The 12744-nt window shown below is 69.5% G+C and carries 11 protein-coding genes, 1 tRNA gene and 1 pseudogene; 2 read left to right on the forward strand and 11 right to left on the reverse strand.

Features of this window, described 5'->3' with window-relative positions; translation table 11 throughout:
- Positions 1–331: 331 nt before the first annotated feature.
- From ACODNG_RS13115 to ACODNG_RS13155, 9 genes and pseudogenes are all read right to left on the reverse strand, one after another.
- A pseudogene (locus ACODNG_RS13115) lies at positions 332–1064 on the reverse strand (lysostaphin resistance A-like protein).
- A 103-nt stretch (positions 1065–1167) separates the two neighbouring features.
- The gene (locus ACODNG_RS13120; protein ID WP_434521670.1) at positions 1168–2454 is read right to left on the reverse strand and encodes a glucose-6-phosphate isomerase; all 1287 of its coding nucleotides are present in this window, start codon (positions 2452–2454) and stop codon (positions 1168–1170) included.
- A 47-nt stretch (positions 2455–2501) separates the two neighbouring features.
- Positions 2502–3599 (reverse strand): DoxX family protein, encoded by a 1098-nt coding sequence (locus ACODNG_RS13125; protein ID WP_434523103.1) that lies wholly within the window; start codon positions 3597–3599, stop codon positions 2502–2504.
- 131 nt (positions 3600–3730) lie between these two features.
- Complete coding sequence (locus tag ACODNG_RS13130) at positions 3731–4288, reverse strand: class I SAM-dependent methyltransferase (protein ID WP_434521671.1); 558 nt, start codon at positions 4286–4288, stop codon at positions 3731–3733.
- A gap of 81 nt (positions 4289–4369) precedes the next feature.
- Positions 4370–5482 (reverse strand): aminotransferase class V-fold PLP-dependent enzyme, encoded by a 1113-nt coding sequence (locus tag ACODNG_RS13135; RefSeq protein WP_434521672.1) that lies wholly within the window; start codon positions 5480–5482, stop codon positions 4370–4372.
- A 71-nt stretch (positions 5483–5553) separates the two neighbouring features.
- Positions 5554–5892: a thioredoxin gene (gene trxA / locus ACODNG_RS13140; protein ID WP_434521673.1), complete on the reverse strand. Its 339-nt coding sequence runs from the start codon at positions 5890–5892 to the stop codon at positions 5554–5556.
- Positions 5893–6122: 230 nt separating this feature from the next.
- Positions 6123–6407 carry a translation initiation factor eIF-1A gene (locus ACODNG_RS13145; RefSeq protein ID WP_137688795.1) on the reverse strand — a complete coding sequence of 95 codons (285 nt, stop codon included), beginning with the start codon at positions 6405–6407 and terminating at the stop codon, positions 6123–6125.
- A gap of 142 nt (positions 6408–6549) precedes the next feature.
- On the reverse strand, positions 6550–7281 hold the full coding sequence (locus ACODNG_RS13150; RefSeq protein WP_434521674.1) for an AAA family ATPase: 732 nt from the start codon (positions 7279–7281) through the stop codon (positions 6550–6552).
- A gap of 204 nt (positions 7282–7485) precedes the next feature.
- Positions 7486–7560, reverse strand: a tRNA-Val gene (locus ACODNG_RS13155).
- 216 nt (positions 7561–7776) lie between these two features.
- On the opposite strand from ACODNG_RS13155, the gene ACODNG_RS13160 reads away from it, so the two are divergent.
- Complete coding sequence (locus tag ACODNG_RS13160; protein WP_434521675.1) at positions 7777–8910, forward strand: M24 family metallopeptidase; 1134 nt, start codon at positions 7777–7779, stop codon at positions 8908–8910.
- A 66-nt stretch (positions 8911–8976) separates the two neighbouring features.
- On the opposite strand, the gene ACODNG_RS13165 is transcribed toward ACODNG_RS13160, so the two are convergent.
- The gene (locus tag ACODNG_RS13165) at positions 8977–10365 is read right to left on the reverse strand and encodes an NAD(P)/FAD-dependent oxidoreductase (protein WP_434521676.1); all 1389 of its coding nucleotides are present in this window, start codon (positions 10363–10365) and stop codon (positions 8977–8979) included.
- A gap of 199 nt (positions 10366–10564) precedes the next feature.
- Here ACODNG_RS13165 and ACODNG_RS13170 point away from each other — a divergent pair, with 199 nt between their 5' ends.
- Positions 10565–11920 (forward strand): sodium-dependent transporter, encoded by a 1356-nt coding sequence (locus ACODNG_RS13170; RefSeq protein WP_434521677.1) that lies wholly within the window; start codon positions 10565–10567, stop codon positions 11918–11920.
- A 47-nt stretch (positions 11921–11967) separates the two neighbouring features.
- Here the strand turns inward: ACODNG_RS13170 and ACODNG_RS13175 are convergent, their stop codons facing one another.
- Complete coding sequence (locus tag ACODNG_RS13175; RefSeq protein ID WP_434521678.1) at positions 11968–12624, reverse strand: AIM24 family protein; 657 nt, start codon at positions 12622–12624, stop codon at positions 11968–11970.
- Positions 12625–12744: the final 120 nt, after the last annotated feature.

Genomic DNA, 12744 nt, shown 5'->3' on the forward strand with positions numbered 1-12744 from the left:
AGTAATACGGATCCCTTAATTCAAATCGGGAGTGAACCACGCGCTCAGTACGCACTTCTCAGCGACCGGCTGTTTCAGACGATATTTTGTTTGAAGAATCGGGTTTCAACAGAGCCAAATAATCAAATGCGGATCGACGGCGAACGTCGTCAAAGCCCCCGCCCCTTTGAGTCGCGCCCGCACCGCGCAGCACCGCACCTCACGCCTCCCCAGCCTCGTCGCTCACTCCGTTCGCGACTCCCTCGCGCGTGCGACTCGCCCCGCGTTGCGGCGCTCGTCGGCACGCGCCACCCCGGAGGAGAGAACCCGTCGAGAACAGCGTTGTCCGCACTCAGACCGCCTGCGCCAGCAACACCACGTAGGTAACCGCGTTGTAGATGCCGTGTACCAGCCCCGGGACCAGCACGTTGTCCGTCCACTCGTAGAGCGCGCCGAGGACCGAGCCGAGGACGACGACGACGCCGACGTACGCCCACTGCTCGACGAGCGTTCCGGAGACCGCCGGGAGGTGGATCAGTCCGAACGCGAGGCTCGCGACCAGCACCGCGGGGACCGCGTCGAACGCGCGCCGGATCCCCCCTGAACCACGCCGCGGAACAGCAGCTCCTCGACCGGGCCGACCACCGCGAGCGACACCGCGATCATCGCGAGGTAGTACGGGACCGGGTCGCCGGCGGGGACGACCGCCTGGTTCTGTCCGGTCGAGAGACCGACCTGATCGAGCGCGAAGAGGGCGCCGTACTGGAACGCGAAGAGGAGGACCCCGCCGCCGACGATGATCGCCGTCTCGCGGCGGTCCGGCCGCGAGAACCGGGCGAGCTCCCACTCGTCGGTGATCGCGAGGTACCCCGCGACCGCGAGCGCGAACCCGACGAACTGGAGCACCGTCCGGATCAGCTGGTAGCCGGTCGACCCGTCCGTCACCAGTCCGAGAGTGGCGGCCGGATCTGCCCCGGCTGAGTGATGGCGCTCGCGACGAGCAGCGCGAACACGATCGCGAACAGCGCGCTCGTGACGCGGAACAGCCGCTCGCCGATGGCGGCCGCGAGGGGATCGTCGCTCATCGTCGGCCGTACGACGCACGGGGGTTTAGGCGCACCGGAAGGGGATCGTCGGTCTCGGATTCACGGCCCGCGACTCCGGTCCCGCGGCTCGTCGGCCGCGGCGTCAGTCGACCCGTAGCTCGCGCTTCTCGTCGACCGCCTCGGCCTCCGCGAAGTCGCCGCCGCCGAGCAACCCCCGGGCCGCCTTCTTCCCCCACTCGACCGCGGGCTGCGTGAACGTCGAGACGCTCGCAAGTTCCCCGTACAGCACGCAGGCCGCCTCCATCCCGTAGAGCAGCTCGCCGAGCGCCCGCTCGTCGACCCGGTCGATCTCGACGCGCACGTTGGGGACGCCGGCGGCCGCGAGGCTCGCCTCGGTCGCCTCGAACTCGGCGTCGAGCAGCCCGCCGAGTGACGAGCCGCCGAGGTACGCCAGCCCGTCGAGGTCCGTCTCGGGGATCGGCACGTCGGCGCGCTCGGTCGGGCGCACGAGCGTCACCAGCTTGTCCGGCGGCCCGGCGCGGTACAGCTGGAGCTGGGAGTGCTGGTCGGTCGCGCCGAGCGCGCGCGCCGGCGTCTGCCCCAGCCCGTCCTTCCCGAGGCTCTCGGCCCACAGCTGGGCGAACCACTCCGCGAACGTCTCCAGCGACTCGGCGTACGGCATCACGGCGTTGGTGCGCGCGCCGCGCTCCGCGAGCGCGTACGTCGCCGCGCCGTAGGCGTAGGCGGGCGACTCGTACAGCGACCCCGACAGGCTCTCCATCCCGTCGCGGCCGCCCGCGAGGACGGCCTCCACGTCGTGGCCCTGGAGCGCGGCGACCGCGAGTCCGACCGTCGACAGCGCCGAGAACCGCCCGGGGACCCCGTTGGGAACCGGCAGCGAGGGGAGTCCGTGGCGGTTCGCGAGGTCGCGGAGGTTCCCCGACTCGCCCGTGGTGACGAGGGTGCGCTCGGTCCAGTCGACGCCCGCGTCGGCCATCGCCTCGCGGACGACGAGGAAGTTCGCGAGCGTCTCCGCCGTCGTCCCCGACTTCGAAACGACGTTGACCACGGTGTCGTCGAGCGGGAGGTCGTCGAGCAGCGCCCGCGTCTCGTCGGGGTCGACGTTGTCGAGGACGTACGCGTCCACGTCGCTCTCTAACGCCTTCGACAGCGTCGCCGCGCCCAGCGCGCTCCCGCCGATACCGACCGTCAGCACCGCCTCCGGGCGGTCGAACCCGTCGACCGCGGCGTAGATTTCGTCCGGGTCCGCGGTCTCGGGCAGATTCAGGGCGGCGTAGCCGAACTCGTTGTCGGTCATCCCGGCCGCGATCCGCTCGTGTGCGGCCGCGACGCGGCCGTCGAGCCTCTCCAGCGTCTCCGTCGTCAGCCCGGGGGTCGTCTCCAGGGCGTTGCCGAGGTCCACGCGCATACCTCCCTCACCGCGCGAGAGCGACTTAAAAACCGCCGACCGGATCCTCAGTCCGCCGCCGCGACCGGCTCCTCGTCGCCGAGCGCGGGGCGACCGATCAGCCGGTCGACGGAGAGCGGACCGGCGCCGAGCGCGAAGACGGCCGACGCGAGGCCGAACAGCGCCACGTGAGCGAGGACCGGGTCGTCGGGGAGTCCGAACAGCGTCGTCGTGAAGAGCACAAAGGAGACGGCGGCCGCACCGCGGGTGAAGAAGCCCGCGATCAGGGCGACGCCGACCGCCGTCTCCGCGAGACCGGCGCCGACGACCCACAGCCCGGGGTCGACGGGGACGACCGACGTGAGGTCGTAGCGCTCGACCACGAGCAGGCCGCTTCCCGGGTCCGCGAGCTTCTGGATCAGCCCGAGGTAGACGAAGCTGACGCCCATCCCGACCCGCAGTGCCGTCGGGACGTACCGGCGCAGCGGCGCCGCCCGGGCGTCGAGGAACCCCTTCAGGTGGTGGACCGGGTCGATCCGCCCGTAGTAGGTCCCGTCGGTGGTCGCGAGCGCCTGGAGCATCTCGTCCGCGCTGGGGCGGCCGCCGCCGAGGACCGCGAGCGCGGCGAGGACGGGGACGTACTCCATCGCGATGACGACCGCCGGGTCGACGGCGGCGAGGACGGCCGCGAACGCCGCCAGCCCGAGCATCGAGACGATTCGGGTCGCGAGTCCGAACAGGAGACAGAAGCCGAGTCCGATGAAGAACACGCGCAAAACAGGGTTCGCCGCCGGGTCGAAGGTGAGCGTCGGCGCGAACAGGTACCCCTGAAACCCCGCGCCGACGAGCGGGAGACCGACCGAAAGTCGCAGCATCCACGGGATCAGATCGCCGTACCCCGCCAGCGTCTCGCGGAGGACGACCACGTCGACGACCGTCGGTCGCAGCCACAGGTAGCCGGCGATCACGGCGGCGAGTGCGAGCCCCGACCCGCCGAGGATCGCCGCGTTAATCGGGTCGCCGAGCACGTCGAGGAGAAATTCGAGCGCGTCGACGGTCTCGCCCGGCTCCTCCGTGACGTAGTCGACGTGGGCGGCCGCGGCGCCCACGAGGCTCGTCGCGAGCGCGACGACGGCGAGCGCGAGCGTGATAGCGGTCGCCGCGATCCGGCCGGCCGCGGTCGTCGCGCGATCGGGTACCGTTCCGGTTCGGTCGAACATACGGTCGGTAGGTGCCGGACGCACCTAACGCTGTTTCCCGGAACGGTCTCCCGGCCGCACCGACACCGAGTACGAACTCAGGGCGCGCCCGCGACGAGCGCGAACGTCTCGGTCCGCGTCTCCGCGCGCGCCACGTCGAACCCGGCGTCGACGAGCGCGTCGCGCGCGTCGCCCGCCGTAAAGCGCTCGTCGACCGGCGGCCCGTGGTCGCCGTCGCCGTCGGCCGACCAGTCGAACACGACGAGTCGGCCGTCTTCGCGGAGCACCCGAGCGATCTCCGCGATCGCGTCGGGACTCGCGAACTCGTGGTAGGTCATCGTCGAGAACGCGCCGTCGAGTTCGTCGTCCGCGAACGGGAGGTCCGCGACGTCGCTCGCGACGAGTTCGACGTTCGCCGGTGTCCCCTTCTCGCGGTATCGGTCGTGGATCTCGGGCTGGACGTCGACGCCGTAGACGGTCTCGACGCGTGCCGCCACGTCGTCGGTGTAGAAGCCGGTGCCGCTGCCGAGGTCGGCGACGACCTCGGCGTCGGTCTCGATCAGCGGACCGACGACCTCCTCGGCGGACACCCAGCGATAGCGGTCGGGACGCTCCAACCGCTCCGCCTGATCGGCGTCGAACGTGTGGAATCCCATGTGCGGTCTTGTGCGTCGAGTGCTAAAACGCGTCCGGTCGGGCTGTCCGCGGTCGCGGTCGGGGGCAGGGGCGCTCGCGACTCACCACTCGGGCTCCAGCGCGTCGAGGAGTCGATCGATCTCCGCCTCCGAGGAGACGGCGTGAACCGAGGCCCGGACCCCGTCCGGGTGCGGCAGCGACCGGACGACGATATCTTCCTTCGCGAGTCGTTCGACGGTCGCCTCCGGGTCGTCGACGTCGATCGTGACGAGTCCGGACTCGTACGCCTCCGGACTGAGGAGTCGGTCGTCGGGGACGCCCGCCTTGAGGCGGTCGGTGAGCGACTCGATCCGCGACTCGATCGCGTCCAGCCCGACCGCGTCGATCGCGTCGAGCGCCTCGGCGAGTCCGACGTGGGCCGCGGCGGTGGTCGTCCCGACCTCGAAGCGGCCCGCGGCCGGCTTGAACTCGATCTCGTCGCCGGTCGGGTCTTCGATGCTCCGGTAGCCGACGGCGCGCGGCTCGAGGTCGGTCGCGGCGTCGCGGTCGACGTAGAGGAACCCGGACCCCCACGGGCCGAGCGTCCACTTGTGGCCGGCGGCCGCGACCGCGTCGGCGCCCCACTCGCGCACGTCCATCGCGACCTGCCCGGGCGACTGGACCGCGTCGACGAGGGTGAACGCGCCGGCGTCGTTCGCGGTCTCGACCAGATCGGCGACCGGGAGCCGGGTCCCGTGGGTCCACGTGATCGCGCTGAAACAGACGAGCCGGGCGTCCGCGACCGCCTCGGCGTACTCGTCACGGTCGACGCGGCCGTCCTCGGTACCGAGGACACGCACCTCGACGCCCTCGCGTTCGAGCCGCTGCCACGGGAGGACGCCGGCCGGGTGTTCGAGGTCGGTCCGGACGACGACGTCGCCCGGCTCCCAGTCGATCGCGCCCGCGACGCGGGTGATCCCGTCTGTGGTGCTCTCGGTCAGCGCGATCTCCTCGGGTTCGGCGCCGACGAACGCCGCGATCCGCTCGCGCACCTCCTCGTACGTCTCGAAGGCGTGTTCGTACGGGTTGGTCGTCGCGGAGCCGTACTCGTGGTCCTCGATAAAGGACGCGGCCGCCTCGACGACGTACTCCGGGCTGGGACCGTGCGCACCGAAGTTGAAGTACGCCGCGTCGTCGAGGGCCGGGACGTCCGCGCGGAGCTCTCTCGGGGTCATACGTCGTCGTCGTGTTCGATCGTTCTCACGGTGTCGGTTTCGGCGGCGAACCGTTGGTGGCGCGAATCGACTCAGGCGGTCGGGTCGGTGACCGCGTCCGTCAGCGCCTCCTCGGTCTGTGCGCCGACCATCTGTTCGACGAGTTCGCCGTCAGCGAACACGAGCAGCGTCGGGATCCCCTGGACGCCGTACTCGCCGGCCAGCGCCTGGTGTTCGTCGACATCGACCTTCAGAACCGCCGCGTCGGTGTCGCTCGCAACGGCTTCGACGGCCGGCTCCATCATCTGACACGGGCCGCACCAGTCGGCGTAGAAGTCGACGAGGACGACGCCGTCGGCGACGTGTTCGTCGAACGCGTCGGTGTCGGTCAGCTGGATCGGCTCTCCGGGTGTGGCTTCTGTCGAACTCATACTCACCCGTACGCGCTTCGCGGTGATAATAGTTTTGAATGAAATACACAATATTGAGCAAACAGATCCGTCCGTCCGTCCGCGCCGCGGTGCGGGCCGGTGCGGTCGCTATCCGCGTTCGAAGCCCGCAGTAATCGGGCAAGTGAACGCGCCAACGGACCGTATTCGAGTAACGAGAGAGCCGCAGGTAGAGGGTCGACGACTACGCGGCGCGGTCGCGCGTACTTCCGTTACTGAATGTGGCCTTCGCGGCGGAGCTGGTCGGCGTCCTCGTCCTCGTACCGCCACTCGACGTTCGCCTTCTCGTCCTGCCAGTCCCACGGTTCGGCGAGCACCACGTCGCCCTCGCTGATCCACGTGCGGTACTTCATCCGGCCGGGGATCCGGCCGAGTCGCTCCTTGCCGTCGGCGCAGCGCAGCTGAACGTGGTTGCCGCCGAGGTGCTCTGTCACCACGGCGAACACTTCGTCGTCGTTGGGCATTCGGAGGTTCTTCCGCCCGGATTCTTCGCTCATACCTTCCGTTGTGTGTTCGCCCGTATAAGTGATTGGAGACGCGTGTGTGCGTCCGTCACGCGATCCGTTCGCACGACGACACCTCCCCGCGATCCCGGTTCGCGTCGATCCCGCCCCGCGCCGATCCCGGTTCGCGTCGGTCTCACTTCGCGTCGGTGACCGCGGCGGACCGCTCGTCGCGGTCGGCGGGCGCGTCCTCAGCGGTCGCTTCCTCAGCGGGCGCCTCCTCAGTGGGCGCCTCCGCAGCGGACGCGTCGTCGGCGAACGCGGCGTCGACCTGCGCGAACGTCTCCGCTTCCGTTCCGGAGTTGTCGACGACGACGTGGTCGCCCGCGACCGCGTCGAACAGCTCCCTGAAGTGGAGGTGGATCTCGAAGTCCGCGTCGCTGATCCCGTCTCGGCGCTCGATCCGGCGCTCGACCACGTCCTCGTCGCAGGCGACCTCGACGAGGTCGAACTTGGCCGCTGTCTCGGCCGCGGTCTCGCGGGCCGCCGCCCGGAACCGGTCGTCCGCGAACGTCGCGTCGAGGACGACCGCGTCCCCGGCGTCGACGTCGTCGCGGGCGCGGGAGAGGAGTTCGGCGTAGACCGCCTCCGTCTCCGCGTCGGTGTACTCGGGATCGGGGAACAGCTCCTTCCGTATCACGTCGGTCCGGCGGATCCGCCCGTCGACGTGGTCGGCGATCCGCTCGGCGACGGTCGTCTTGCCGACGCCGGGGAGTCCGCAGACGACCACCAACCGCCCGGACGACGGGTCGTCGTCGGCGACCGCGGCCGTCGGATCCGACGCCGTCGGGGAGAGAGAATCAACCGTGTCGTGTCCCGAAGTCGACGATTCGGCCCGGTCCGGCGCTCGACCGCCTCGGTCACTCATCTACCCGGATCCTCCGGGGTGAAGTAAAAGAAACTTCGCATCGCCTCGCGAGCGATCGGACGTTCCTGCTCCCCGTTCCTTCCGAGACTCCCGATATCGAGCACCGGTAACGAGGACTCTCGTCGGAAGGCGTAACGAAATTGCGGCACCATTTTGTCGACACGGACCGCTCGCTGTCGCTCGCGGTTGCGGTGTCGACGAGAATGGGTTGGGGCGGATTTGAACCGCCGGCCTCCTCCATGTCAAGGAGGTGTCATAACCGGACTAGACTACCAACCCGAAGGGGCTTACTGACGCGTTTCGTCGTTTCCGTGGAACGTAATTGAACCTTTCGTTTCGAGCTTCGGCCCGAGTGCGTCCGGCGAATCGATCGGAAGACGGCGCGGCGACGATCCCGGATTCCACCGCCGTCTCGACCCTGCGCTCGGGACCGACGGCGCGCGACGCGTCGGCGGTTTCCGACCGGTTTTACCCGTTCGACGAGAGTCCGTCCGTATGGTCGACACTGCCGCTCGCACCGACAGGCTCGACGCGTACCTCGACGAGCGCGGGCTCGAAGCGGTCTGGTTCGCGCGCCCCAACGGCTTCGCGTGGCTCACCGGCGGCGACAACGTCGTCGACGCCGACGCGCCGACGGGCGTCGCCGCCGCCGGCTACGACGGCGACCTCCGCGTGATCACCGACGACATCGAGGCGGACCGGCTCGCCGACGAGGAGCTCCCGGACGCGTTCGCGGTCGAGTCGTTCCCGTGGTACGCTGACTCGCTCGCCGACGCGGTCGCCGAGCGGTCGCCCGCCCCCGCGGCCGCGGACTTCGACGTGCCCGGCTTCGAGGACGTCGACGGGAGTCGGCTCCGGCAGCCGCTCACCGACGACGACATCGAGCGGTACCGCGAACTGGGCCGCGAGGTCGCCGCCGCCGTCGAGACCGTCTGCCGCAACCTCGAACCGGAGGACCCCGAGTACGAGGTCGCGGCCGGGATCGACATCTCACTCGCCTCGCGCGACGTGGACACCCCGGTCGTGCTCGTCGGCGGCGCGGAACGGGCGGAGGCGTACCGCCACTTCACGCCGACCGACGCGGCGCTCGGCGACTACGCGCTCGTGTCGGTCACCGGCGAGCGCGCGGGGCTGTACGCCTCGATGACCCGGACCGTCGCCTTCGACACCCCCGACTGGTTCGAACAGCGCCACCGCGCCGCGGCGCGCGTCGAGGCGACCGCGATCCGGGCCACCGAGGCCGCCGCGGCCGGAAGGCTCTCGGGAGGCGACGACACCGCCGACACCGCCGACACCGCCGGCGACGTCTTCGCGGCGATCCGGGCGGCGTACGACGCGGTCGGCTTCCCCGACGAGTGGGAGAACCACCACCAGGGCGGCGCCGCCGGGTTCGCGGGCCGGGAGTGGATCGCGACGCCGGACGGCGACGAGCCGGTCCGGTGGCCGATGGGCTACGCGTGGAACCCGACGGTTCAGGGGACGAAAAGCGAGGACACGCACCTCGTCGCGCCGGACCTGACCGAGCGACTCACGAAGACCGGGCGGTGGCCCACCCACGAGGTCGAGCCGGTCGACGTCGCGGGGATCGACGCGGATCCGGTAGAGTTGGCGGCGCCCGTGATCCGGTAACGGGCGTCGATCTGTCGGCAGATGGCGTCGCGGCCATCGGTTCGGAGCCGAGGGGCGCGTCGGGAGTCAGTACACGTACTCGCTCTCGTCGATGCCGACGTACCCCTTCTTCACCCGCCGCTTGTTCCACCTGTAGCCGAGCATCAGCTTCAGCGACTCCCAGCCGGAGCGGTACGGCTGCGAGAGGAGGCCGTCGCCGGTCTCGGCGGCGAGCATCGCGTCGGCCGCGCCGATGACCCGGTTCCAGTCGTCCGGCTCGTACTCCGCCACCATGTCGGCCATCGTCACGTTTCGGACGACCTCGTCGCCGATCGCCTCCTTCCAGCGGCGGTTGTACGCGGCCAGATCGCCCTCCGCGGCGAGTTCGCCCGCGATCGCGCCGGTCCGGACCGCGACGTGGTCGCCGCCCTCGTGGAACGCCGAGGTCGTACCCATCGCGCCGCCCGCGACCGCGATGCCGGCTTCCACGGGCGAGTCGATCGGTCGGGTCGACGAGATCGGATACGTTTCGGTACCGTTCCGCTTCCCGGCGTCCTCGACGACGGGGAAGTCCTCCTCGATGTCGTACTCGTCGCCGTACTGCCACTCTAAGAGCCGACGGATGTACTCGTTGCCCTGCGGAATCGACTCGTCGTCCCCGTCGAGCAGCGCGTACGCGTCGCGGTCGAAGTCGTCGATGTCGAGTCCGATCGGCATCGTCAGTCCGATCCGACAGACGCGGTCCGCGTTCGGGAAGATCCACGGGTACGCGGTCTCGCCGGGCATCACGCCCCACCAGAAGACGATGGCGTCGTTCACCTCCTCGAACACCTCCTCCGGGACGCGCCGGTACTCCTGGTACGCGATGTGGTTCGCGGTCCGGGAGGCCAGCCGCTCCGAGGCCTGCGCGTCCGCGGGGAGGTACTTGTCGAGGACGCGGTTCGTCACGGTGCGCTGCGGCCCGTCGGCGAGGACGAGGAAGTCGGCGCCGACGGTTCCGCCGTCCGCGAGTTCGAGCGTGTGCCGCGGGTCGTAGCCTCCCGGCGTCACCGAGAGGTCTGTGTCGACGCCGCGGACGGAGGTGCCGACGCGGTACTCGGCGCCGGCGTCCTCGGCGCGGTCGCGGAGCCAGTCGTCGAAGCGCGCGCGCTGGAAAGTGTACCCGAACCCGTCGTACGAGGAGTCGATGCCGGTGGAGGTGAGCGTCGCCGACTCGTCGGGACCGCGGAACTCCGCGCGGTTCAGCTCGCGCTGGACCACCCCGTCGTCGAACTCGTCGGGGTGGATCCCCATGATGTCGACCCAGTAGTCCAAGATCCCGGCCGCGTCGGTCGAGTCCGGACCGAGCCGCTCGCGGTCGGCCCGGGGGACGCCCTTCTCGAGGACCAGGGCGTCCGCCCCGCCGGTCGCGGCCGCGTGCGCCGCGGACGATCCGGCCGGCCCGCCACCCACGATCGCGACGTCTACGCGTTCCATACCCCGTGAGGTTCCCGTCCGGCTATTAAATTCACGGTCCCCGACGCGGGTCGGACTGGTCGTCGTTTCGGCGCGGACGCGCGGTGCCGCACTCCCCCGCTACCGTGTCGGTGACCAATTGATCATGTTTGATGATTATCGGTAAGAGCGCCAGAGAGACACGTTTTTACGGGGATGTGGGGATTCATCCTGTACACCAATGGCACGCGAGACATGGGCGACACGGATGGGGTTCATCCTCGCCGCGGTCGGTAGCGCGGTCGGGCTGGGGAACATCTGGCGGTTCCCCTTCATTACCGGACAGGAGGGAGGCGGGGCGTTTCTCCTCGTCTACCTGCTTTTCGTCGCGCTGATCGGGTTCCCGGCGATCCTCGTCGAGTTCGTGATCGGGCGGTACACTAACCTCAACCCCGTCGGCGCGATACGGGAACTCGGAAGCGGAGCTTGGAACTACCTCGGATGGCTGTTCGTCGTGATCGGCTTCGTCATCCTCTCGTACTACAGCGTCGTCGCCGGCTGGTTCCTCCGGTACACTCTGATCGGGGCCACAGACGGGTACGCGGTCGCCGGTCCCGAGGAGGCGACGGCGCTGTTCGGAACCGTCTCCACCGGGCTCGACTCCCTCCTCTTCCACGCCGTGTTCATGGCGATCGTCATCGGGATCATCGCTGCCGGCGTGCGGAAGGGCATCGAGGTCGGCGTGAAGGTGATGGTGCCGGCGATCATCGCACTGCTCCTCGGACTCGCGGCGTACGCGTTCACGCTCGACGCCTCCGGAGCGGCGTACAGTTACTACCTCTCGCCGGACTTCAGCTACCTCGTCGCGAACTGGACGAGTATCCTGCCGGCCGCCGCCGGACAGGCCTTCTTCACCCTCTCGCTCGGGATGGGCGTGATGATCACCTACGCCTCCTACCTCGGCGAGGACCGGAACCTCGCGTCCGACGCCGGCGTGATCGTCGTGCTCGACACGCTCATCGCCGTGATCGTCGGCTTCGTCGTCTTCCCGTTCCTCTTCGCGGCCGGGATCGATCCCAGCACCACCACCGTCAACGCGATATTCGTGAGCCTCACGTCGGCGTTCGCCAGCATCCCCGGTGGTCGGATCCTCGGGATCGTGTTCTTCGCGATGGTTGGGATCGCGGCGCTCTCGTCCGCGATCAGCATCCTCGAAGTGCTCGTCTCGTACATGATAGACGAGGTCGGCGTCGGGCGCGTTCCCGCCGCGGCCTCCATCGGCGCTGCCGTCTTCCTGCTCGGCGTTCCAGTGACGATCGACCTGATCTTCCTCGACCTGTACGACCTGCTCGCGGACGGTGTCCTCCTCGTTCTCGGTTCGCTGCTGCTCGCGCTGTTCGTCGGCTGGGTCGTTCCGGATCTGGGCCGCGAAGAGCTTCGGAAGGGCATCGCGGGCGGCGGCGGCCTCGACGCCGCCTGGATCTGGATCGTCCGGATCCCGATCGTGATCGTCGTGGTCGTCTCGCTGTACCTCGGTGTCGTCGACTACGTCGACTTCCTCACCGGCGACTTCGCCGACTGGTTGGCGGCGCGGTAAGCCGGCGGCGCGGTAGCCACGGTCGGGGGGTCGACTTCTCCCCCGCCTCAGACGTGTTCCTCGCGCGGCTGGACCACGACGAAGCCCCCGTCGTCCTCAAACCGCATCTGGTAGCGCTCGCCGGACTCCTGGCCGATCATGTCCGAGAGGCTCCGGTTGACCTCCACGTCCGGGGAGGTTCCGCCCCACGCGACGGTCGCGCTCGGGTCGGTCGCCACCGGCGGTTCGAGGACGATCGGGTCGCCGTGGGTGGTGAGCGCGACGTAGCCGGGGCCTTCGAGGTAGACGTTGCTGAACCCGCCGGCGAGCGCTCCAGCGAGGCTGTCGATGGTGCTGATCTCGTAGGAGAGCGACTCCTCGAACGCGAGCACGTCCTCGCCGTTGACCGTGATCGACTCGCCGGCGTCGAGCTCGATCACCTGTACCTTCTTGCCGTCGTCCGCGAAGTAGACGTGGCCGTCGCCCTCGACGGCCATGATCGGCGTCCCCTCGCCCGTGGCGGCCTCCTTGAGGAAGCCGGTGATCCCGCCCTCGGCGGAGGCCTTCCCGGTGAACGAGACGTCGCCCGTGTACGCGACCATCGAGCCGGCCTTCGCCATGACGGTGCCGGCGACCTCGACGTCGAGGGTGTAGCTGTTCTCGCGCTGGAACGGTTCCGCGCTGTCGGTCGGTGCGTTCTCGGCGGTGAACTGATCGAGATTCATGTTGCGGGGACCGAACCGTCCGGTTCGGCTGTCCAGAACTTCCGTGCTGTCGCTTAAGAATCTACGGGAGACTCGAAGGGTTCGTTTCGGGGACCGAGACGCGACGCGTCCCGGTCCGGC

The sequence above is a fragment of the Halorubrum sp. AS12 genome (assembly GCF_051122765.1).
Lineage (GTDB): Archaea > Halobacteriota > Halobacteria > Halobacteriales > Haloferacaceae > Halorubrum > Halorubrum trapanicum.